We start from the raw sequence: 23,919 nt of genomic DNA, 5'->3' as shown, positions 1-23,919 counted from the left end.
AGAGTTTTAGTAAGAAGCCGATTAGTATGCCTATTCCAATTATTGCACCTACAGTCCCTAATAAAATTAAGATATATGAAATTATACAACCCAAGATCATTAAACCTACCAATTTCATTGTGTATCACTCCTTTAAATGGTTGTCTTAGACTTAGTTAACTATACTATTATTTGGAATTATACCCGAGACTATTTCTAAATATGTGACCTTTCCGATAGAGACAAATACGAGCGGAAGGTTATTGTATCATCGAAGTAATAAATATATTATTCTTTAATTCACTTTACATAGTTAGCGCAGAGTATGACTCAATGGATGAGGGGGAGATCAATGAATGGAGCCGTATTGGGAAGATAGATTTGAAATGGAAGGGAAGATTTGGGGAGAAGTTCCGAGTGAGATTGTATTCAAGCGATAGCAATTTTCAAGCAATTTGATATTAGAAAAGTACTGGTTCTGAGCTGACTATGGCCGGAATACTAAAGAACTATCAAATTTTTGATGTAGATGGAATTGAAATTTCGTCTACGGCCATTAAACTTGCAAAAGAATTTAATACTAAATCTAACTTTATTCATTCGTCTATATTTGTTTAGAAGAGAAATATCACGCTATATTCTGTTAAAATCTTCTTTATTCAAGCAGCAGGGAGGATGATTTAAAGAAACACTTCAAATACTTTACAATCTCGGAAACTGGTCATTTCAAAGAGCAGCTTTTTTATACTCATGAGAGTAGCTCTTGGATAAATATAAGATACATTAGTGTTTCAAAAAATAAACCAATATGTGGCTATTATTTAAATTTAATAGCTAAGAGGATGGCATTATAATTCAGTGTCATCCTCTTTCATTTTGCGTTAAATCCTCTCGACTTTAACACAATAAAATAGGGTGGGCCTCATTGTCTAAGTATAAATCTATTTATTTCATTTGTGCCTCTTAGGGATTCGGTGATCACCGCAGTGGAACTGCCAGCAATGTATGTAACAGCTCATTATGCCGCACATGCTTCGTTACGTATCCTTGTTGCTCCAACCAGTCGCATAGCTCATCGAGCAGAGGAAAGTGACGCTCGCGCAAGGCGCGCAGTTGTTCTTCGTGTCCTGATAACTCAGCTTCACGAACATACGCCTCGCGGTGAGCAGCATTGATAAACATCAGATCGGTTAGACCGATACGCCCGCGCGAGGTTAAAACACGCTGCATCTCCTGTAATGCCAATAGTTGCTGATCTGAACTCAGATGATGGAAAGCGAAGCTGGACACGACAAAGTCGAAGGAATGATCGGTAAAAGGCAGAGCCAGAAAATTCCCAAGCTTCACATGCATCTCGGGATATTTGGTGCGACATCTGCGCAGCATCTCCCGGGACTGATCGATTGCGGTTATGTCTGCGCCGTTCTGTAATAGTTTCCCAGCCAGATTCCCCGTGCCTGTGCCTATATCAAGTCCCTTCTCACCAGGGGCGGGAGAGATCCAATGAACTATCTGTTCGAGCCCCTCATCATAGTTGTGATACAGATAGAAATAAGGCTGTACCGCATCATTGGAATCGCTCGGCACGGAAGTATCTGTGTCTTGATATGAATGTGTAACTCCATGCTCATGGTTTGCAGGCGAGGCGTTGTCCGAACGATGCCTGTCCTCTGAATGGGGTTGTCCAATACTGCCTCTGCCTGCCTCCTGCACTCGCTGATCATGGATGGCTGCCTGCATATCATAATTCCACCGATCATGCCAGTTCTGCCTTGCTTCACGCAGGCGACGGGCACTGTCGGCAAGATCGTGCAGATGGCTGACATCCAGCGGTCCTTCCTGACGATTCAGGTCAATCATACGTTGGGTTGTATCCATCATACGTTTCAACTCGATCCACTGGGCATACATGACGGCCTGTTGCAGCTCAAGGTATTCTTCCAGCCGCTGCTGGTTTCCTTGATCGATCTCTCCGAGCGCGTGTGTAATATCCTGCAGGGACATGCCAATCTCACGGAGAGCCGCAATGGTCTGAAGCCGCCAGATATCATTCTCGGTATAGGTACGATACCCGTTACTGGACTGTTTGGCAGGTAGAATTAACCCTTTTTCCTCATAAAAGCGAATGGCTCTCGCCGATATACCGAGCCTGCTTGCTGCCTCTTTGATATTCATCATGCATCCCCTCCTTATCGAACCAGTATAAACCATGACGTTAGGGCAAGGTTAAGCGTTTATTTTATATTGCGAAAAGGTTCAATACCGGTTGGAATTTTAGTCAAAGCTGAGGCTATGCTACAATATATAGAACAAAAAAACTTGAATTGTGAAGTAAACGAACAATGTCTTCCTATTCTAAATTCTCTTAACTTTCTTAAATCTCCCGACGTTGTAACGTACAGCGTTGTCGACTATAGCACGAAAGGTTGAATCATTATGCTTACCAGCCATACATTTACGATTCGTCCATCTGAGATTAAAGATGCAGCCCAGCTAATGGAGTTGGACACCCTGGTATGGGATAAACACACCTCACCTGCACCGATGCAGTGGCGCTCCAGACAGCAATATCTGCAGCATTGTCCGCCAGGCAGCCAGTTGATTGCGGTGCAGGGAGAGCGGGTATGTGGTTATGTGGGCTTTAATCCAGCCACAGGTATGCCGGTCAATCGTCATGTCTACGAGATTCATATTGCAGTTCACCCTCATGATCGGCGTTGTGGTATTGCTACAGCTTTGATGGATGCCATCAAGCAGCATGCGGCCCAACAAGGCGTTCGCAAGCTCAGGTTGCGCGTGCTCTCCAGCAATCCGGGAGCAATTACGTTTTATACACAGTGTGGATTTGTGACAGAAGGCAGGCTGGTATCCGAGTTTTATATCGGTGGCAAGTATGTGGATGATATTCTTATGGGTTATTTTATCCAGACCAAATAAAAACGTAGCTGAGGAGGAGGAACAACGATGGATATGGGACTTCGGGGTAAAAAAGCACTGGTGCTGGCTTCCAGTCGCGGACTGGGCAAAGCGGTTGCCGCTCAATTGGCAGCAGAAGGTGCTGACGTCATGCTCGCCAGCAGAAGCGAAGAAAAGCTCGCAGCAGTGAAGCAGGAGCTTCTGGCGCTTGGCGGTGGCGGACGTGTGGAATATTGTGCAACCGATGTGACACGCAAGGAAGATATTGAGGCGCTGATTCACAAGACAGCAGAGCTGTTCGGGCAGATTGATATTCTGGTGAACAATTCGGGGGGTCCCCCATCGGGTTCATTTGAGTCACTGACCGATGAAGATTGGGAACGTGCATTTGAATTAAATGTACTCAGTTATGTAAGGCTGATTCGCGGCGCTCTTCCTTTTATGAAAGAAAGCGGAGGACACATTGTGAATATCGCTTCAACTTCGGTGAAGCAGCCGATTCCGGGTCTGGTGCTGTCCAACACGTTCCGTACTGGCGTTTTCGGATTGGCGAAGACCTTGTCTCAAGAGCTGGCTCCATACGGTATTTTGATCAATACAGTGGCACCAGGACGTATTGCAACTGATCGTATTCGTGAATTGGATGCAGCACGGGCTGAGCAGAACGGAATCAGTGAGGAAGAGGTATCTGACCAGTTCCGTAAAGAGATTCCACTAGGACGTTACGGTCAACCGGAGGAGTTCGCCAAAGCGGTGGTATTCCTGTTATCCGGAGCCAATACGTACATCACGGGAACCTCCCTGATCGTGGATGGTGGTATGGTCCGAGCACTATAAAAGTCATGGATACAATAAAATACCCTCTGTCACCACATGCCGTGGAGATAGAGGGTATTCCTGTTATTCCGATATGTTGGGAGAGATCACTCCTGATTTATTATGTAGGCGAATTAGCGTAAAAGTTCCCATTCATGCTGCAGCATGCCGTACACTGCATGGTTCACGTATCCCTTAGGCAATTTCTCTGCCTGACGAATGACACCTTCGAGAACAAATCCGAGTCTTTCAGGGATGGCGCGACTCCGTTTGTTGTTGGTTGCTGAGCGAATCTCGACGCGATTCAGATCCAGGGTCACCAGTGCATAGTCTACCAGAACGCGACAAGCGCTTGTCATCAGGCCCTGACCTTCGAATCCTTTTCCAAGCCAGTATCCGATGCTTACCGAGCGGTTGGTCCAGTTAATCTCTTGGAATCCGATGACGCCTGCAAGATCCCCTTTTAACCATACTCCAGCGGTGAAGCCGCCATTTTCAGCACCTTGTTTTAACGCGTTGGTAATAAAGTTCGAGGTGTGTTCCACTTCTGTCACATGATCCACCCACGGCAACCAATGTCTCAGTTGATCCCGCGAGCGATCCGTCAGTTCGAACAGCGGTTTGGTATGTTCCATGGCCAGTGGCCGGAGTTCGGTATATTCATCCAATGAATAGGTAAACATGAATGCAACCTTCTTTCTTTATAAATTAGTGGATTAACGGGAAGTTTTGGGCAACTTTTGCTCCAGTGCAAACAGGTCTTCTTCCATTGAGGCCATGCGTTGATTGACCGTTGTGCGTGCGTCACGGAGTGCCTGATTATATATGTAGGGAGCGAGCTGTGTCATGAACAGGTCGAGGACTCCCCAGGCCGCCAGATCACCCAGTTCTTCGCCACGTTCCTCTTCGAAATACGACTGGATGGTGCGAATGGCTTCATCCTGCTGTTCTTTGGTCAGTTTAAGCGTGTTCAATGGGAAACCCTCCCTTTAATTTGATTTTACTATCATGCTACATGATTCGAGCGAACCCGTCAAAATGGTTTTGGGCCTATTTATGCAAGGCTGATCCTGACTTTGGTGCCGTTCTTTATTGAACTCCTCCCCCGTTAAAGGTATATTTAAATGAAACGCGTACGAAACTTTCCAAGAAAACAGTTTTTTTCAGGAAATGACTTCGTTATAAAGGAATTATAGCCGGAATTGCTGCAATTCCCGAAAGCTCCAATCAATTCATGAAAGGTTTGATACCTGTGGACAATCGTACAACCCCACCTAACTTTATCAAAAATATTATTACCGAAGATCTCCGGTCAGGGAAAGTCCAGGAAGTTATTACCCGTTTTCCTCCGGAACCGAACGGTTATCTGCATATCGGCCATGCCAAGGCGATCTGGATTAACTTTACGCTGGGCGGCGAATTTGGCGGCAAAACGAATCTGCGCTTTGATGACACGAACCCGGTCAAGGAAGATGTCGAGTACGTTCAATCCATCCAGGAAGACGTGAAATGGCTCGGATACGAGTGGAACGAGAAACGTTTTGCCTCGGATTATTTTGATGAGATGTACAACCGTGCTGTCTTGTTGATTGAAAAAGGAAAAGCTTATATCGACGACCAAAGCGCCGACGAAATCCGTGAAATGCGCGGAACGCTGACGGAGCCGGGCAAGAACAGCCCGTACCGCGATCGTTCGGTGGAAGAGAATCTCGACCTGTTCACACGTATGCGTGCAGGCGAATTCAAGAACGGAGAGAAAGTGCTGCGTGCCAAGATCGATATGTCTGCACCGAATATCAACCTGCGCGATCCGGTTATTTACCGGATTTCACATGCACATCACCATAACACGGGCGACAAATGGTGCATCTATCCGATGTATGCCTTTGCTCACCCGCTTGAAGATGCAATTGAAGGTGTAACGCATTCCCTCTGTTCTCTGGAGTTTGAGGATCAACGCCCATTCTACGATTGGGTTATTGCAGAATGTGAGATGGAGAGCCAACCACGTCAGTACGAATTTGGCCGCCTGAACCTGTCCCAGATGGTAACAAGCAAGCGGAAGCTGAAACTGCTCGTGGACGAAGGCCATGTGGATGGATGGGATGATCCACGTATGCCGACAATCTCGGGTCTGCGCCGCCGGGGATATACACCGGAAGCCATTCGTGATTTCGTATTTGAGACAGGCATCTCCAAGAGCCAAGGGGTTATCGACCTGCAAACGCTGGAACACTTTGTACGTGAAGACTTGAAACTGAAAGCTCCGCGCACGATGGCTGTTCTGCACCCGCTCAAAGTGGTCATTACCAACTATCCTGAAGGACAAGTGGAATGGCTTGAAGCTGAGAACAATGTGGAGAACCCGGAGATGGGTAATCGCCAAATTCCGTTCTCCCGTGAAATTTATATTGAACAAGACGATTTCATGGAAAATCCGCCGAACAAATACTTCCGTTTGTTCCCTGGCAACGAAGTTCGTCTGAAACATGCATACTTCATCAAATGTAACGATGTGATCAAGGATGCAGAAGGTAATGTAACCGAGATTCATTGTACCTATGATGTAGAGACGAAGAGCGGCAGTGGATTCACTGGTCGTAAAGTTAAAGGCACGATCCACTGGGTAGAAGCGACTCAAGCGGTACCTGCTGAATTCCGTCTGTATGAGCCTTTGATCTTGGATGAAGCACCGGAAGCAGAGGTGGAAGTGGCAGTAGCTGGGGCTGAAACTGAGGTTGTGGAAGAGCAACCGGAGAAAACGTTCCTGGATCAATTGAACCCGAACTCCCTTGAGATTGTTAATGGGTATGTGGAACAAGAGATGAAGGAAGCGAATGCTCAGGATAAATTCCAATTCTTCCGTCACGGTTACTTCAGTGTAGATCCGAAAAATTCCGAGCCAGGACGTCCGGTATTTAACCGGGTCGTATCCCTGAAAAGCTCGTTCCAACTGCCAAAGGCATAAGGCCGATGGATGAACTTAAGGTCTGTTCATCAGAGTGCTGGTAAGCAGCCAAGTTTTAAGTTAAATGAAGGGCATCCTTCGTCATGATCATGGCGAAGGATGCCATTTTGTTTTTATGGGTATAGTCGGGTTTAGTTTCAGACTGAGCATACATTACGGCATGAACATGAACTGAAGCCATAGATGTACGTATGAGGCAAGAATCTAACGAACCGAAGACACGCTATTCAATTGTATTTGGGCATTCCAGCAGCGTAACAAATCGTAGAGACCTTATTTCCTCGTTAGGCTTGTCTTTTTAAGGTTTTTAACATCTTTTTGCAAAATAAGGTGGCTGAGGTTCTTTAGCTTTAGAAATTCGTGAAATTATTGCAAATAAGGCGCCTAAGATTCGTTAGGAGCAACAAACCTTAGACGCCTTTTCTCTTTACTGCACCTATTCTTAATCTTTTGTTTCGGTTTTTTGTACGCTGATGTTACACCCTAACGTAGAGGACAGAAATAACCTGAAGAAGCGGAGCGTTCGCCTTTATCTCGGATTTTACCCTTTAAAAAGGGAATCAAGAAAATCCGGAGATAACAGCGATCAGAAGGTTGTTCTGGCATCGGAGTGCGCCAGTGTAACTTTAATCGTGCAAATATCCCCCTGCAACAAATGATTATCTGTCCTCATCCATATTACCCATCTCCGTCAACACAACTGGCTGATAGCCGTTGCGTCGATTCGACAACCACATGATGCCGAATCCGACAGCGCCGATGAGCGAGAAGAATACACCGATGCTATACATGATTTCCGCACCGAAGCTCTGGAACAACCAGCCGCCGAACAGACCGGCAATGACGCCGGAGAGACCGCCCCAGGCCATCGTGTAGACAGCTTGACCGGAAGAACGATAAGGTCTTGGGATAAAGAGCATAGTCAGCTGCGTACCCACATAGAAGTACCCACCGAACGTAATGGAGTGCATCAACTGAATGAATACAATCTCCAGCGGGTTATTAGCCAGTGCCATGAGCTGCCAGCGAAGTGCAAACAGCACACTGATCAGGATAAGGGATGCCAGGAGTATGCTCATTTTACGCTTGAGTAAGCGGTCCAGCAGCAGAAATACACCGACTTCGAGAATGGAAGAGGTGAAGATGGCCCAACCCACCATCTGTTTGTCGCCACCCATCTCTACGATATATAGCGACATAAATGTGCTGTTCATCGCATTGGGCACCGACACGAGTACACCCAGACCGATAAATGTCATAAAATACGGATTGAACATGACTTTGCCAAACCGCCGAAAAGTAACCACGGGTGTATCCGAAGCGATAGGCTGTCTAGGCAGAAATACGGATAATACAAAGGCGATAACAATCATGCACGCAAATATAATGGAGACACTGCCGATGCCAAAACGGTCAATAACCGGTCCAGCAGCGACGGCAGTCAGTGCCCAACCGAGTGAACCCCAGAGCCGGAATGCCCCGAATTTTTGGGTCGTACCATCGATGTATCCGAGAATCAGACTGTTCGTTTGGGCGAATAATGGACTTTGAAAAAAATAAAAGAAAATCATGGCTACATAGATCCATGTATAACTGGGCGCATAGAATACACCCTGGGCGAGCACAAATGTGCCTCCCATCATAATCATCAGAATGATGCGAATATTGCGAGATTTATCGCTCCAGAAACCCCAGAACGGGTTGGCGAACAAAGATACAAAGGGTCCAATCGCCATCAGACTGCCAATCTCCAGTTTGGTCATGCCAATCTCTTGCAGGTAGAGCTGCAGGAATCCGGCAAAGATCGAGATGGCTCCATATATGAAAAAGTTATATAGTTTCAGAGAAACCAATGAGGGATTGCCTCTCGAAGGTACAGGTCTGTCCAATTAAGCCATTCCTTTCAAATGCATATTGTTCAATGTATCATTTGTTGAAAGGGGATTCAATGCATAGCGAACGTTTTGAAATTGATGCAGCCAAACACATATCGTGATCTGAGGGAGGATAACAACATGAACACGCGTGAATGGACAGGTATTATATTGGCAGGAGGGCTATCCAGCCGCATGGGGGCCAACAAGGCCATGCTCGAACTGAACGGTTCTGTTGTACTGCAACATGTGACGAAGGCCATGAGACCCGCTGTTTCGCGTATCATCGTGGCTGCCGGACCCAACGTGACAACCTACGGCGAATTGGGCTACCAATGCGTTCAGGATCGCTATCCGGGGAAGGGGCCACTCGCGGGCCTTCACGCGGCACTGGAAGCTTCCGATACAGAATGGAATCTGGTCTGCGCTTGCGATATGCCGCTTCTGCAAACGTCCTTTTTGGATGGCATAAAAAAGCTGGCCGAGTCGCACAACTCTTATTCTGCTATCGTTCCGCGCGTGGATGGACGTGTCCATCCACTTGCAGGTGCTTATCACAAGCGAGTGCTCCCTGATCTGGAGCAGCGCCTGGTGCGGGATCATCTTCGAGTCATGCGATGGCTTGAAGAGATCAGTTGCCGCTATGTCGAAGCGGAAGAGCTTGAGAGAGCGGGCGTTCATCAACTAGCAATGCAGATGAGTAATATGAACACGCCGGAAGAATACGAGCGTATCCGTAATCAAGATTCTGGACTCGATTCCGATCTGTAGGATACAGGATCGCCTGATGCTTCTGCATGATGATTGCGATATTGCAGCGGACTTTGGCCTGTCCAGCGCTTGAATTGTCTGCTGAAATGGGACAGATGGGTGTAACCGAGCTTCCACGCAATTTCACCGAGCGACAGCTCTGGCTGTTCGATCAGCACTTTGGCTTCCTGCAACTTCAGGCTGGACAGGTAGGCCCTGGGTGATCGCCCGTACACCTTGCGAAAGACCTGCAAACCATATCCCGGGCTGATGCCAAACGAGGATATAATCTGCTCGACTTTGACCGTGGACACACTGTCATCCTTGGTTCGAAGCTGGGCATGGAATGCCTGCTTAATCGCTTCCGCAATAGCTCCCGCATAATGCATGGCTGTTGGGGCTGGTGTGTGTGAAGCAGCAACGGAATTGGCGGACTCCGGTTCATTGTCAGCGGCTTGGGACAACAGGGCGAACAGTTCAAACATGCGTGCCTGCATGATCATTTTATCGGTGGACGTGTAGGCTTCAGATACGTTAATCATGCCCATCCAGCTCTCCAGCACTACACGCATCTTCCTATTATCGGCCGTACCTGCAGCGTAGATTCGGCTATGCTGTGATATCAACTTCAGGGTAAAGACAGGATCATCCACATTAAAATGAGCACTGAAATAGGTCATGCCGCCCGTGGATACACATTGATTCGTATGTTTGAATCCGGGCGGAATGAGGAGAATGGAACCTTCCTCCACGGTATAGGTATAACCATGAATCACACTTTCCTGGGTGCCTTCAATAATCAACATGATCTCAAAGCCCGGATGTGATTCCTCCGGCATCGTCCATCCATATGGAACTTGTTGGCTGTGCGCACCATAGAATTTGATGTTACAGTCGATAATAGGCAGCCAGTGGGCCAGTGTATGGTGAGGCATTTCTCGGAGCTGTGATCGAATATCCATCATATTCACCTCGGAAAAGGGTAAAAACAACTCGCCTTGTACAATCGGCACCCGTAGTATACTTCATTATAATCAGTTTAACGCGAGCATGGATAATCCATGGGACACATCAGCGTAGTGGTTACTGAACAATCCAAATTTTTCAACTGATAATAATGTAAACGCTACCATTATGGGTTGGAATATGTCAACTCATATGCAACGCAAGAACACCACATTTCCCGACAAAAAGGAGATTAAATGATGGATAAATTATTGTATGGCGTAGCCTACTATGATGAATATATGCCTTACGAAAGATTGGACAAGGACATTCAGATGATGAAGGATGCAGGCATCAATGTGGTCCGAATTGCAGAATCCACCTGGAGTACTCATGAACCGCAGAATGGTGTATTTGACTTTTCTTCCGTAGATCGTGTGCTGGATGCCATGCATGTGGCAGGGATTCAGGTGATCGTTGGCACACCAACGTATGCTGTTCCAACGTGGATGGTGAAGGAACATCCGGACGTGCTGGCTACCACCTCGCAGGGACCTGGCAAATACGGCGCAAGACAGATCATGGACATTACACATCCAACCTATCTATTCTATGCTGAGCGAATCATCCGCAAGTTGATCTCTCGGGTAAGCACACATCCAGCGGTCATCGGTTATCAGACAGATAACGAGACGAAGCATTACAATACAGCTGGAGATAATGTGCAACTGCAATTCGTCAAATATATGCGTAACAAGTTCAGTTCTCTGGATGAGCTCAACAAGGAATTTGGCCTCGACTACTGGAGCAATCGAATTAATAGCTGGGAGGACTTCCCGTCTGTTGTAGGAACGATCAACGGTAGTCTGGGGGCTGAATTTGCCAAGTTCCAGCGACAGCTGGTAACCAACTTTTTGGCTTGGCAAGTGGGGATCGTGAATGAATACAAACAGGCAGGACAGTTTGTTACCCAGAACTTTGACTTCGATTGGCGTGGATATTCCTACGGCATTCAAGGGGATGTGGATCATTTTGCCGCATCGAAACCTTTTGATATCACCAGTGTGGACATCTACCATCCTTCCCAGGATGATCTGACTGGCATTGAAATTTCATTCGGCGGGGATGTGGCACGTTCCACCAAACAATCGAACTATCTTGTGCTGGAGACCGAAGCGCAGGCGTTCTGGCATTGGGTTCCTTACCCGGGCCAGTTACGTCTACAGGCATTCAGTCATCTGGCATCGGGAGCAAACATGGTCGCCTACTGGCACTGGCATTCGTTGCACAACTCCTTTGAGACCTATTGGAAAGGACTGCTCAGTCATGACTTTGAACCGAATCCGGTGTACAACGAGGCGAAGACGATTGGCAGGGATTTTGCAAGACTGAGTCCGAAGCTCGTTAATCTGAAGAAAAAGAATCGAGTGGCTGTGCTGTTCAGCAATGAGGCACTGACATCGATCAAGTGGTTTGGTTTTAACTTCACCAGTGACAAGAACTACAATGACGTGGTGCGCTGGATGTACGATGAATTGTACAAGATCAACATGGGCTGTGACCTCATCGATCCATCTGTTGAGAGTTATGCGGAGTATGATGTGCTCGTTGTACCTGCTCTGTATGCTGCTTCGGATGCATTGCTGAAAAAGTTGAATCAATTCGTAGAGGATGGCGGACATATCGTCTACTCGTTCAAAAGCGGATTTGCGAATGAGCATATCAAGGTACGTTCTACTCGCCAGCCCGGCCTAATTAGTGAGGCATGCGGGATCAGCTATAACCTTTTTGTAGAGCCGAAACATGTGTCACTGCGGGACGATCCGTTCGGGGTTGGTGAGGAGCATAACCAGATTCATACCTGGATGGAACTGATTACACCAACAACGGCTGAAGTACTCGCTTGGTATGATCATCCACATTGGGGTGAATATGCGGCAATTACCCAGAATGTCTATGGAAAAGGCAAAGCAACCTATGTCGGCTGTTACACCAGTTCTGCGGTGATCCGTAAAGTGTTGGAACGTGTCATGAAGGAAGCGGGCGTATGGGGAGCTGATCAGGAGCTGGCTTTTCCCATCATTGTGAAGACAGGTGTGAACGATCAAGGGAACACGATTCGCTACTATTTCAATTATGCAGATGAGGCAGCATCCTTCGTGAATGCTTATGGAGAAGGGACTGAACTTCTGGCAGGAACCCTGATTGCTGCGGGAGAGAAGATCGAACTGGAACCATGGGGCATACGGATCATTGAACAATAATAGGAAATAATAAATATAGGTATATAAGTTGAATTTAACATGTACACGTTAACGGAGAGGGCAGAAATAACCTGAGGAAGCGGAGCTAAAAGCTTTCTGAAAGAAAGCTGCATCGGAAGCATACACCTCGCCTTTATCAACGGATTTTCCCCTTAGATAAGGGAATCAAAAAAATCCGGTGATAACAGCGATCAGAGGGTTGTTCTGACCACGTAGTGATCTCGTGTAACCATTCATTCTATTGTATAACGTGATATTTTAACATTTCCAAACGAATATAAAGACCAAAGCGCCCTCGGCTTCTATGCTGGGGCGTTTGTCTTATTTTAGCTCAGGAGTGGATGCGCTGTGTTTACCGAATGTTATCGGAAGCTGACAGATCCTTTCAAACGCAGCATTCGCAATAAATTGATTCTTACCATGACACTGCTGGCCGTTCTGCCCGTCATTGCCATGACCGCCATGGCAGCCGAGAATACCCGCTCTTCCATGGAAGAGGAGATTATGGAGACCAACCGGGCCAATATGAACTGGGCCTCTATCTATCTGGGTGAACAGTTCGCCCGCATGAACAATATTATCTATTCGATTCAGATCAGTGACGAATTGCATCAATATCTGGCGTTGAACCAGGAAGCGCCAGCAGCCAGTCGATTCGATGAACAGAAGGCCGTATTCAATATGCTGAACAGTGTATACTATTCCGCTGGCAATTATGTATTTGGCGTTGAACTATACCTGAAAGAATTGGACACCCTGTTCACCTTCAACTCCATGGATTCTCGCATCAAAGCGGTATCGGAAATTCCGGAAGGGTATCATGAACTTTTCGCACAACATAAAGATTTTACGATTATCAATGATCCGGACGATCCACAAAAGTTTCACATGACCCGCAGCATGAACCGCTTCGAGGATCAGGCACAGATCGGTGCCATCAGTCTGGAGGTCAAGTGGGCTGAGTTCAATCAGACGCTGGAGCTGCTGAATAGCCGTGGAGAATATGCGGTATACATTGCTGACAGCGCGGGCAGTCCGGTCTATCAGCCAAACCAAGAGATTCAGCCGTCTGCGGAAGCACTGGAGAAATTGGCAGGCACGAAAGAAAGTTCGGGCTTCATCCGTACGCCCAAGGAATACGTATTCTTTCATTCCATTGAGCCGTCAGGATTGCGTGTGATCAAGATTGTACCTGCCCATGTCGTTAACGAAAGTGCTTTGGACACGATGAAATACGGACTGTTCGTGGGTGGCCTGGCCACCGTCATATCTGTGGGACTAGCTGCGCTGATGGCCTGGCGTACATCGAAGCCCATTGTCAGACTGGCAAATTCCATGAAGGGTATCCAGCTGATCAAGGATAGGGAAGTAGTACGAAGCGGCCGGGTAGATGAGATTGGCCTGCTGGAGAAAAACCTGCACGGCATGGCAAGTCGTATTCGGGAACATATTCGCGACAACTACCTGATGAATTTGGAGAAGCAGACGGCCGAACTCAAAGCACTGCAATCCCAGATCCATCCGCATTTCCTGCAAAATACGTTGCAGATGATTGGTGGCATGGTCTACTCGCAAAAACCGGCAGACAGTTACAAGGTCATTCGAGCCTTGAGCGAGATGTTTCGTTATATTGTGCGAGCGCCCGATGGGCTTGTGCCCCTGCAGTCTGAACTGGACCAGCTGGAGCATTATATGCTAATTCAGAAGCAGCGTTTTGCCGGCAGGCTTGAATATACCCTGGAGATTACTGGGGAACTTCGGGCGTGTTATATTCCCAAGTTGTCTCTGCAACCGATTGTGGAGAACGCATTTTTACATGGTCTGGAGAAGAAGCAGGGCGAGTGGAAGCTGGGCATTGAGGTCGTCTGTGAACCTACAGATGTAACCATTCGAATTTGTGATAACGGTGTGGGTATGGATGCTGAGAAACTAACGGAGATGCAGTCCAGACTGGAGCGGCTTACCCGGCAGGCAGATCGGGTGTGGAGTTCAGGTACAAGTATTGGACTGGTCAATGCGGCCTCACGAATGGTGATGCATTTTGGACCTGAATACGGGATGAACATGGAAAGTGAATACGGACAGGGGACGAGCGTTACGGTACGAATCCCCTGCAATACAGGAGGCGAAGCCTTGTGAACAATGAACTGTACAGAGTGCTGCTGGTGGACGATGAACCGTGGAACCGGGATATTTTGCGCAACCTCGGAGATTGGAATGAACTTGGCATGACCGTTGCAGGTGAGGCAGAGGATGGCGAGCAGGCCATACAACTGGTCAAGCAGCATCAGCCTCACATTATCATTACGGACATGCGCATGCCCGGCACAGACGGTGTGGAGCTGCTACAGACTCTGAGCGGACAATACCCACAGATCAAGGTGATCGTGGTGAGTGGATATGACGACTTCAATTATGCAAAACATGCGATTCGCCATCGGGCTGCTGATTATCTGCTTAAACCGGTGAATCCGGATGAACTCAATGGTGTACTGGCCAAATGTGCAAGAGATTTGGAAAAGGCTGAATCTGCGCCTGAATCATGGGAGTCGTATCCCTCTGCGTTTGCTGGTGATTTTTCTTTGTTTCAGCAGCAGGCTCGCCTACGGTTTAATGACCTGAACGTTCAGAGTCTGCGGGAATGGTTCCAGCAATTACAGCAGAAGCTGGAACGATGCGAGATTAACAGACCCCGGCAGCTCGGGCGGGTGGCTTATGAATTACAGGCTTTGCTGGATGAGTTGTGCGTCTCCAACGGCTTGTACGAGCGGCCAGTGGCAACAGCGCTACCTCCTGCGGCTGCACTGACATCTATATCTGCTGCAGTGGAGTGGATATCTGCACCTTACTATCAGGCTTTGGAGCAGCTGATTGCGCAGCGCAAGTTCAAAAACAAGCTGAACCTGAATGAGGTGAAGCAGTACATGGAGCAGCATTGTATGGAGATGATTACGCTGGAGCAGCTCGCCCAGATCTTTTTTGTCAGCAAGGAATATCTCAGCAAGGTATTCAAGAAGGAGTATGAGGTGAATGTGACCGACTATGTTGTCCAGTTACGCATGACGCGAGCGAAGGAATGGGTGATGGATGAACAGATTCCGTTCAAGCATATTGCCGAGATGGCGGGTTATGAAGACGTGTCCTACTTCTATCGGGTGTTCAAGAAACATTTCGGAGTTTCACCGGGGGAGATGCGGAAGGGACAACCTCGTATGTCAGACAATTCAGGCAGTAGCACGGAATGAGTCGTTCGAGGGAACACTTTTGGTTGGATTAAGGTTTAAAATAATCCAATGCAGGAGTCTAATTTTGTCCAATGAAGCGCTTTCATTCTCTGATATATAATGAGCCTATGAAAGACAAACCAGTTACACACCGGGAGGTCATAAGAGATGAAAGTATGGAAAAGCGTAGCAAGTGCGGTACTGGTCAGTGTTCTGCTCGCAGGTTGCGGCTCCAATGCAGGAACGGACAATGGGCAGGAAGAATCGGCATCAGGCAGCACGGTGTCACTCAAAGTATTCGTCGCACAACCTCGGCTGAAAGAACATTACGATAAATATATAGAACAGTTCAAAGCCAAGGAGAAGGCAGAGAAAAACATTGAGGTGAACGTGCAACTGGAGATGCCGCCTGCGGACAATGCACCTCAGATTCTGAAGACTCGCCTCGCCTCCAATGATGCACCGGATGTGTTCGCCCTGCATGCAGTCAATGAGATTCCACCATTCAGCAAAGCGGGTTATCTGGAAGACCTGTCGGGCCAACCTTTTGTCGATAAGCTGCTGGATTCGGTTAAACCTTCCATAACGGATGCGGAGGGCAAAGTCGTAGCTGTTCCATTGGAAACAGTATCATGGGGCTATCTGTACAATAAAGATATTTTCAAAGAGCAAGGGCTGGAAGTGCCAACGACGTTAACGGAAATGAAAGCGGTCGTGGAGAAACTCAAAGCAGCCAACATTACACCGTTTGAACTGTCCTACAAAGAAGCCTGGATTCCGCAATTATTCCTGCCACTTACCGTGGGTGCATTAACTCAGTCTGAGCACAAAGACTTCGTGGAGAAGATGAATCAGGATCAGGGCTCCTTCTCCGATATGAAAGCATTGTTTGATATCTTCGATCTCGTCAATGCCAATGGAACGGACAAAGCGCTGGAAGTGGGCGGAGATGATGGTTCAGCAGCCTTCGCATCTGGAAGCGCCGCGATGTGGATTCAGGGACCATGGTTTGCCGAAACCATTCTGAAGTCCAACCCGAACTTGAACTTTGGTGTAGCACCAATGCCGATCAATGACAATCCGGATGATACCAAAATCAATCTGAGCACCTCCACTTCACTGGCAGTATCGTCATCTAGCAAAAACAAAGAAGTGGCACTCGATTTCGTGAACTACATTCTCGATGACAAGGATTCAAGTGCATTCTTCGAAGCACTCAAGTTCAATCCGGTTGCCAAGATCCATGACTTCAAGAGCTTCCCATGGGTAGACGATGCCCAGAAATATGTGAGTGAAGGTAAAGCTTATGAGGACCCATCCCTCCCTCAAGCGGTGAAAGACGAGTCAGGCAAAGCGTTGCAAGGCTACTACTCTGGGCAATTAAATCAACAGCAGGTTATCGATGCGCTCGACAAGGCGTGGAAATCCTACAACAAAGTCAACAAGTAAGGAGTTGTGAGGAATGGAGTATCCGCTTTTGTTGGCAAATCTCAACGGTTTTGGGAGTTTTGTCAACAAATTAGCGGTACTTTATTTCGTCGCAGTCTCCAAGCAGATGATACGGCAGGCAGAACGTTCTTCGTTCCCTCGTTTACAATCATCCGCTTCGAGTGAAAAGGGGGAGAACCAATGGCTACGAATGTGTTCAAGAAGTATCTGTCACTGCTCGCGTTCACTGCGCCTGCCTTTGTCATCTATGCGATTTTCCTGCTGTACCCTACGTTTAGTGGCATGTTCTATAGTCTGACAGATTGGAACGGACTTAATCGGGATTACAGCTTTATCGGTCTGGGCAACTTTGTGGAATTGTTCAAAGAAGATCCTGACTTTCTGAACTCCCTGTGGTTCACGATGAAATATGTAATATTTATGTTGATTCTGCAAAATGGAATTGCCTTGCTGCTCGCCGTGTTGATCGAGTCACGGACGCGCAGCAAGGGGCTCTTCCGGACCCTGTTTTTCATGCCTAATATGATCAGTACGATCATCAGTGCTTTCATGTGGACATTCATCTTCTCTCAGGTGCTGCCACAGCTCGCACAGAAACTGGCCTTTTCGTTCCTGGACCAGCAATGGCTGGGTGATCCGAAGTTTTCATTTTACTCCATTCTGATCGTATCGCTATGGAACGGTGTAGGTTATATGATGATCATCTATCTGGCTGCTCTCCAGGGTGTGCCGAAAAGTCTCAAGGAAGCGGCTGTTATTGATGGGGCCAACGCATTCCAGGTGCTGCGCAATGTGGTGTTGCCGATGATTACCCATGCTGTGACCATCTGTTTCTTCCTGACACTGAACGGAGCATTCAAAGTGTTTGAAGTGGTGTATGGACTGACGGGTGGTGGACCGGGCAGAGCCACGCAGGTTATCACGATGAACATCTATGAAGAAGCGTTCTCCAATAACTTCAGATACGGCTATGCGAGTGCCAAATCGGTTGTGCTGTTCATCATCGTACTCATCTTTACACTCATCCAGATCACCGTCATGAAGAAGAAAGAGGTGGAAGCATGAGGATGCAACGACTGAACAGTTATCTGATTCGACTGCTGCTGATTCTGGGCTCTCTCGTCGCCATGCTGCCGATCTACATGGCGGTGGTGAACTCTTTCAAAACACAGGGTGAGATGTTCCAATCTTTTATCGCGCTGCCGACAACGCTTCACTGGGAGAATTACTCGGACGCGTTTAACAAAATCAATCTGATGGGCAGTTCGATGAACTCGGCGATTGTATCCTTTCTGGGGATCGGGGGAATCGTCTTCTGTGCCTCACTTGCGGGATACAAGCTGTCACGTACCTCCGGACGTTTGAGCAACCTGATCTTCTTCCTGTTTGTTGCATCCATGCTGGTACCGTTCCACTCGATCATGATTCCACTGACACGGGTAGCCAAAGGCATGGGTGTACAGGGAAGCACGTACGGATTGGCCCTGATCTATATCGGACTTGGTGTGAACATGGCAATCTTCCTCTATCACGGGTTTGTGAAGTCCATTCCGCGTGAATTGGAGGAATCGGCTCAGATGGACGGATGTAATGAGTTCCAGACATTCTTCCAGATTATCTTCCCGCTCTTGCTTCCGATCACAGTCACCATCGCGATCCTGGACTTCCTGTGGATCTGGAATGACTTCTTGTTGCCACTGCTTATGTTGACCGATGTGAATCGCTATACGCTGATTCTGTCCACGAACATGCTGTTTGGTGAATATAACAAGGAATGGCCGTTGATTCTGTCCTCCCTGGTACTGACTGCGATTCCGGTTATTCTAATCTACGCGTTCTTCCAGAAGTTCATCATGGAAGGTATTGCAGAGGGTGCTGTAAAGGGGTAAAACATTTGAGGGAATCCCGTAACTTCACCGGTAGCTACGCGCTTTTGGTATTCGAACACACTTAGGAAACTTACGCAAATAGCCTTGATCTGAAGGACACGGTCCTTTCAGGTCAAGGCTGTTTTGGTTGTGAAATCAGGAAGCAGCATTCGAAGTCAGGAGTCAGAATCCATAAGCCTGTGGACAGCCTCTGCGAGGCATTGTAGTCCACGCTCCATCTCATCAGGTGAAGCATAGGCGTAAGAGAGCCGAATATGACTCGCATCCAGCCGGTCATACAGATAGCCCGGGTGAATAAGTACATTTTGCTCCAGACAGGTATGGAACAATTGGCGGATAGAGAGAGGGGAGACAATGAATTGCAACCAGATGTAAAACCCACCAGCAGGTATCTTCCACTCCGCAATCCCATGGAAGTGACGTTGCAATAGATCAAGCATGATATCTCTGCGTTTGCGCAGTTCAGGGCGAAGGCGTTCCATATTTCCAGTGTGATGTCCTTCGGCGAACCACAGGGCAGCGGCTTCTTGGGCGAGTGAACTGGTGCCATAATCGGTCTGCATCTTGATATCTGCGAGACGGCGAATGACCGGCTCTGGCCCGACTAGCCATCCGAGGCGCAGACCGGGACTGACTGCCTTTGACAGAGTACCCATATGCAGCACCCGTCCTTCCCTGTCACGTGCCTTCAGTGATGAGGGAGGAGGAGTTTCCAGCCACAGATCACTGTAAGCAGCATCCTCCAGTATGGAGATGCCTAGTGTTCGAGCGGTGGTCATCAGTTCTTCCCGGCGGTGATCACTCATCACAGAGCCGGTGGGATTGTGAAAGCTCGGGATCGTGTAAAGAAGCGAGATGTGATCTTGATCTTTTACATGCTGCGCAGCGTCCTCCAGACGTGCAATATGTAATCCTTCGTCATCCATCGGGATACCACTCATTTTCAACCCTGCTGACTGAAAGGCGTGAATGGAATAGAGATACGACGGTTTTTCCAGCAAAACCGCTGATCCGCGAGGGAGCAGTCCGACCGAAATCAAGTGTAGGGCCTGAAGTGAGCCGGATACGATCAGTATGGAATCTGGAGAGGCCTGAATGCCAGTCGTCTGCAAATGGGCGGATAAAGCCTCACGAAGCTCCAGGCTTCCTTGAGGTTCCAAGTAGTTGAGTGTACGAGAACGCTGGGACAGGGAGTGTAGAATATCGTTAAAAGCATCCTGAGGCATCAGCTCCGGGGCAAGCTCCCCTGTACCGAGTCGTATGATGCCAGGCCGGAATTCAGCCTGATTAATCTGCTGGATCTCGGGCAGGTTGGGATAATACCAACCCTCCTCGATGGCTTCGTTCCAGTTGGGCATGGCTCCGTGAGCCATGCCATGCCAACCGGAGCCGGAAATATAGGTTCCCCCGCCATGTCTGCCTTCAATCAGACCTGCGGCGGCCAGATTATCCAGGGCAGTGACCAATGTACTGCGGTTCACCCCCATGGACTCAGCCCATAATCGCTGTGAGGGGAGACGATATCCTGCTGACCATTCGCCCGTTGTGATTTTCTGGCGGATATAGGCTTCAATCTGGCGATACAAGGGCAAGTCGAGAGAAGGATTCGGCTTCCAACCCATGTTTAGCCGGGAATCAGAACGTTCCATGACAGGTAGAATCACCTCCGTTTGACTTTGTAACAAACACTATATCATTTGGTTGGGTCTGATGCCATCCAAGTGGTTGGTTACGTTAGGAATGATCTCCCCTAATATGGAGGACAGAGATAAGGGGGAAGAACGATGATGGAGGTTGTTATTCACGCAGTAGTTCTGGCGTTTGGCCTGATTTTGCCACTGGGTGTGCAGAATGTATTTATTTTTAACCAAGGCATGAGGCAAAAGCGTTATATACATGCCCTGCCTGCAGTAATAACGGCAGGGATCAGTGATACGCTGTTAATCGGGGCAGCCGTCGGAGGGGTGTCGCTCATTTTGCTGCAATGGCCATTACTGGCGAATGGGCTGTATGCAGTAGGAAGCTTGTTTCTGCTCTATATGGCATGGAGTATTTGGCGGTCGTCCGAATCTGTGCAAGGTTCGCAGACGGTAATGTCAGCAGGACGACAAATTGCGTTCGCCGCATCGGTATCTTTACTCAATCCCCATGCACTGCTGGACACGGTTGCCTTGATTGGCACCAGTTCACTTCAGTATGAAGGGGTGGAGCGCATTTATTTTGCCCTGACAGCCGCGGCTGTATCTTGGATATGGTTCATGGGACTTGCAGGCGCAGGCAGGGTGATTGGCAGAACGGATCGTACTGGACGCATCAGTCTGGTGTTCAATCGATTGTCTGCTCTAGTCATGGTCGGTCTGGCATGCATGATGCTATGGAAGCTCATCTATTCATAGAAGGACCGTGATATGGCTCCTATTGTATAAAATAAAAAAACTCCCCGTGACGTTAATCGCACAGGGAGTTCAATGTGAGTGCTGAATTTGGTGATCAGCATAGCTTGCTGATCTAGTTATTGAGTTGGAACATGTAGTGCTCGATAACGCTTTGGTGTAGCGTCTCTTATATATGGTTGGTCATTTGAGTTAGGGTCATCGTAATCGGATCTATTCTGCCTTTAGCAGCATGGATTCAATGAACACTTTCAGATCATGGCTTACGCTGTTCAACTGATCAATGACCTCGCTGAACTCGGTTACCAGCACAGCCTGTTGGTTGCTCGACTGTGAGATCGAAGTGATCTCTTGCTCCATCTGCTGGATGGAATGCTGGACATCTTTCAAGGAACGTTCGATGTTCACCGTAGCTTCTTTGGTACCTGTAGAAAGTTTACGCACTTCCGATGCAACGACGCTGAACCCTGCGCCTGCTTCGCCTGCTCGGGCTGCTTCGATGGCTGCGTTCAGGCCCAATAGATTGGTTTGCTCTGAGATCTCACGAATGAATGCTGCAACTTTGTTCACTTCGCCTGAGTTTTGTACAGCCATGCGGGTATTGTCCAGGATCTGCGTAGAAGAGGCCGTCAATTGCTCGGATTGCGCAGCAACCGTCTGCACCATATCTGTCAGTTTACCGCTGATTCCGCCAATCAATTCGGTGAAGTACTCCAGCTTTTCCTCGTTTTGCAGAGAGAACCCAATCGCAAGTGTGCCCACAATGTTTCCTTGCTCATCGCGAAGCGGTGTGGCTGCCGAATTAATGGATGTGCCATAGAACTTGGCATCAATACGATTGGCTGAAGTCTCGCCATGGATCAGTGCACGGCGGAGAGTAGGGTCATCCAGGGAGATGGGATCTCCTGCCTTGATGCCCAGATCGAGTTCGTTGCTGGGAACATAATACCAGAACTTCTCGGTATCGGTTACTGCAATCATGATATCGTGTTCTTTCAGCATAATTTTAAAATACGGACTTGCTGCAACGAGTGCTTCAACGATGTTCAATAAGGTTCAGCTCCTATAATGTATGTGCATATCATCTAGATGTATTGTATACATCGTCAGAATGAGGCTAATCTTGAAGGCCTGATAAGGGCATAACGTATATTAATTAGATTTTTTACATATGAAACAGGGGAATATGAATTCGTTTAGAAATTTATGAAAATAAGACAAAAAAGCAGGCAAGAACATCATGTTCTCGTCTGCTTTGGTTATGCGCTTATTCCTTGTGCAACGCTCTATTTTCACGTTACCCGCAATGAATGCTGATTCACGTAAAGGTATACAATGCCAACAGACATCATCAATGAAACATGTGTTATCCGCCAATCTGGGACATGCGCCGTACCGTCGGCGTGTGCGATTGCATTTTTTGTTCCAGAGCCAGGGCCATCTCGTGATTCTTGGGTTTCGTACCCAGCGCTTTGAGGAAGAGCGCCGCCATGGCATCCGGATCATCCACGAAGCGGCGAACATTATACTCATCTGACCAGTAGAGGCAGGCTTTGATATGTCCGTCAGCTGTCAGCCGAAGTCGGTTACAATTGTCGCAGAAGTGATCGCTCACGGGATGAATCAATCCGAATGTGCCTTCGGAGCCCACAATTTTCATATTGCGTGATGGGCCGTTACCCGCTGGGCCTGCTGTATTTTCAACCGCCCAACCTGCCTCAGCACATACATCCGTGACGGCCTCCAGCGGCAAATAAGATTTGCGCCATGAATCCGAAGCCTGTCCAATCGGCATATATTCAATGAAACGCACATGAAGAGGCTGGTCAATGGTCATTGCAATAAAGTCCTTAATTTCATCATCGTTAATGCCCTTCATCAGCACGACATTCAGCTTGATTGGAGCGAGACCAGCGGCTGTTGCAGCCTCGATGCCTTTAAGTACCTTGTTCACATCGCCGCCACGGGTAATCATGGAGAAGCGGCTAGCTTGCAGGGAGTCCAGACTGATATTGATCCGGTTCAACCCAGCGTCTTTCAACGCTTGAGCTTGTTTGTCCAGCAGAAGAGCGTTGGTAGTCAGTGCAATATCGTCAATTCCGTCAATCGCCGAGATCATGCTGACGAGCTTGTGCAGGTCCTTGCGCACCAGCGGTTCGCCCCCGGTGAGTCGTACTTTGCGCATACCCATCGGGGCAAGCACTTTCAGCACCTGTGCTATTTCTTCGTAGCTCATAATCTCATCATGTGGAGCAAACTCCATACCCTCTGCAGGCATGCAGTACACACAGCGTAAATTACAGCGGTCCGTAACAGAAATACGGATGTAGTCATGTATCCGGCCAAATGAATCCTGAAGCAATTCCATGCAGACCACCCTTTCATCGGTTCAGATTGGAGATCTTCTATTATAAATGATATGACAATTTCAAAAGGAACAGTTGCATCAAAT

At 47.9% G+C, this 23,919-nt stretch carries 19 protein-coding genes; 11 read left to right on the top strand and 8 right to left on the bottom strand.

From position 1 onward, the window contains the following. Positions 1-957 precede the first annotated feature (957 nt). Complete coding sequence (locus FS628_RS18945; RefSeq protein WP_186327877.1) at positions 958-2,154, bottom strand: methyltransferase domain-containing protein; 1,197 nt, start codon at positions 2,152-2,154, stop codon at positions 958-960. A 261-nt stretch (positions 2,155-2,415) separates the two neighbouring features. On the opposite strand from FS628_RS18945, the gene FS628_RS18940 reads away from it, so the two are divergent. Continuing rightward, entirely contained in the window at positions 2,416-2,916 is a 501-nt protein-coding gene (locus tag FS628_RS18940) for a GNAT family N-acetyltransferase (protein ID WP_145324527.1), read from the top strand. Between the two features lie 27 nt (positions 2,917-2,943). After that, complete coding sequence (locus FS628_RS18935; protein WP_145324525.1) at positions 2,944-3,732, top strand: SDR family oxidoreductase; 789 nt, start codon at positions 2,944-2,946, stop codon at positions 3,730-3,732. Positions 3,733-3,845: 113 nt separating this feature from the next. Here FS628_RS18935 and FS628_RS18930 read toward each other — a convergent pair whose 3' ends face one another. Then, complete coding sequence (locus FS628_RS18930) at positions 3,846-4,394, bottom strand: GNAT family N-acetyltransferase (RefSeq protein ID WP_145324523.1); 549 nt, start codon at positions 4,392-4,394, stop codon at positions 3,846-3,848. A gap of 33 nt (positions 4,395-4,427) precedes the next feature. Next, positions 4,428-4,685: a DUF2164 domain-containing protein gene (locus tag FS628_RS18925; RefSeq protein WP_133386130.1), complete on the bottom strand. Its 258-nt coding sequence runs from the start codon at positions 4,683-4,685 to the stop codon at positions 4,428-4,430. 260 nt (positions 4,686-4,945) lie between these two features. On the opposite strand from FS628_RS18925, the gene FS628_RS18920 reads away from it, so the two are divergent. Further along, positions 4,946-6,679 carry a glutamine--tRNA ligase/YqeY domain fusion protein gene (locus tag FS628_RS18920; protein WP_145324521.1) on the top strand — a complete coding sequence of 578 codons (1,734 nt, stop codon included), beginning with the start codon at positions 4,946-4,948 and terminating at the stop codon, positions 6,677-6,679. 659 nt (positions 6,680-7,338) lie between these two features. Here FS628_RS18920 and FS628_RS18915 read toward each other — a convergent pair. Then, positions 7,339-8,568 carry an MFS transporter gene (locus FS628_RS18915; protein ID WP_260871114.1) on the bottom strand — a complete coding sequence of 410 codons (1,230 nt, stop codon included), beginning with the start codon at positions 8,566-8,568 and terminating at the stop codon, positions 7,339-7,341. Positions 8,569-8,694: 126 nt separating this feature from the next. On the opposite strand from FS628_RS18915, the gene mobA reads away from it, so the two are divergent. Continuing rightward, positions 8,695-9,324: a molybdenum cofactor guanylyltransferase gene (gene mobA, locus FS628_RS18910; protein ID WP_186327876.1), complete on the top strand. Its 630-nt coding sequence runs from the start codon at positions 8,695-8,697 to the stop codon at positions 9,322-9,324. Here the strand turns inward: mobA and FS628_RS18905 are convergent. Continuing rightward, positions 9,294-10,316 (bottom strand): AraC family transcriptional regulator, encoded by a 1,023-nt coding sequence (locus FS628_RS18905; RefSeq protein WP_313958618.1) that lies wholly within the window; start codon positions 10,314-10,316, stop codon positions 9,294-9,296. The two genes, mobA and FS628_RS18905, sit on opposite strands and share 31 nt — an antisense overlap. Positions 10,317-10,508: 192 nt before the next feature. Between FS628_RS18905 and FS628_RS18900 the strand changes: the two genes are divergently transcribed. The 6 genes from FS628_RS18900 to FS628_RS18875 all read left to right on the top strand — a co-directional run bounded on the left by FS628_RS18900 (position 10,509) and on the right by FS628_RS18875 (position 19,074). Beyond that, on the top strand, positions 10,509-12,512 hold the full coding sequence (locus tag FS628_RS18900) for a beta-galactosidase (protein ID WP_145324513.1): 2,004 nt from the start codon (positions 10,509-10,511) through the stop codon (positions 12,510-12,512). A gap of 348 nt (positions 12,513-12,860) precedes the next feature. Continuing rightward, positions 12,861-14,651 carry a sensor histidine kinase gene (locus FS628_RS18895; protein WP_145324511.1) on the top strand — a complete coding sequence of 597 codons (1,791 nt, stop codon included), beginning with the start codon at positions 12,861-12,863 and terminating at the stop codon, positions 14,649-14,651. After that, entirely contained in the window at positions 14,648-15,757 is a 1,110-nt protein-coding gene (locus FS628_RS18890) for a response regulator (RefSeq protein ID WP_260871113.1), read from the top strand. The genes FS628_RS18895 and FS628_RS18890 overlap by 4 nt, the downstream gene beginning before the upstream one ends. A gap of 147 nt (positions 15,758-15,904) precedes the next feature. Next, on the top strand, positions 15,905-17,185 hold the full coding sequence (locus FS628_RS18885) for an ABC transporter substrate-binding protein (RefSeq protein ID WP_145324509.1): 1,281 nt from the start codon (positions 15,905-15,907) through the stop codon (positions 17,183-17,185). Positions 17,186-17,365: 180 nt separating this feature from the next. After that, positions 17,366-18,250 (top strand): carbohydrate ABC transporter permease, encoded by an 885-nt coding sequence (locus FS628_RS18880; protein ID WP_145324507.1) that lies wholly within the window; start codon positions 17,366-17,368, stop codon positions 18,248-18,250. After that, positions 18,247-19,074: a carbohydrate ABC transporter permease gene (locus FS628_RS18875; protein ID WP_145324505.1), complete on the top strand. Its 828-nt coding sequence runs from the start codon at positions 18,247-18,249 to the stop codon at positions 19,072-19,074. The genes FS628_RS18880 and FS628_RS18875 overlap by 4 nt, the downstream gene beginning before the upstream one ends. Positions 19,075-19,229: 155 nt before the next feature. Here the strand turns inward: FS628_RS18875 and FS628_RS18870 are convergent, their stop codons facing one another. Then, positions 19,230-20,723: an aminotransferase-like domain-containing protein gene (locus FS628_RS18870; RefSeq protein ID WP_145324503.1), complete on the bottom strand. Its 1,494-nt coding sequence runs from the start codon at positions 20,721-20,723 to the stop codon at positions 19,230-19,232. 135 nt (positions 20,724-20,858) lie between these two features. Here FS628_RS18870 and FS628_RS18865 point away from each other — a divergent pair, with 135 nt between their 5' ends. Further along, positions 20,859-21,470 carry a LysE/ArgO family amino acid transporter gene (locus tag FS628_RS18865; RefSeq protein WP_145324500.1) on the top strand — a complete coding sequence of 204 codons (612 nt, stop codon included), beginning with the start codon at positions 20,859-20,861 and terminating at the stop codon, positions 21,468-21,470. A 210-nt stretch (positions 21,471-21,680) separates the two neighbouring features. Here the strand turns inward: FS628_RS18865 and FS628_RS33040 are convergent, their stop codons facing one another. Together FS628_RS33040 and moaA are read right to left on the bottom strand one after the other, a co-directional pair. Beyond that, the gene (locus FS628_RS33040) at positions 21,681-22,517 is read right to left on the bottom strand and encodes a methyl-accepting chemotaxis protein (RefSeq protein WP_145324498.1); all 837 of its coding nucleotides are present in this window, start codon (positions 22,515-22,517) and stop codon (positions 21,681-21,683) included. Positions 22,518-22,833: 316 nt separating this feature from the next. Next, on the bottom strand, positions 22,834-23,835 hold the full coding sequence (gene moaA, locus FS628_RS18855) for a GTP 3',8-cyclase MoaA (RefSeq protein WP_145324497.1): 1,002 nt from the start codon (positions 23,833-23,835) through the stop codon (positions 22,834-22,836). Between the last annotated feature and the right edge of the window lie 84 nt (positions 23,836-23,919).

It is taken from the genome of Paenibacillus xylanexedens (assembly GCF_007676705.1).
Taxonomy (GTDB): Bacteria; Bacillota; Bacilli; order Paenibacillales; family Paenibacillaceae; genus Paenibacillus; species Paenibacillus xylanexedens_C.
Note: the sequence above shows the minus strand (reverse complement) of the source record. Positions and strands in the feature narration are given on the sequence as shown.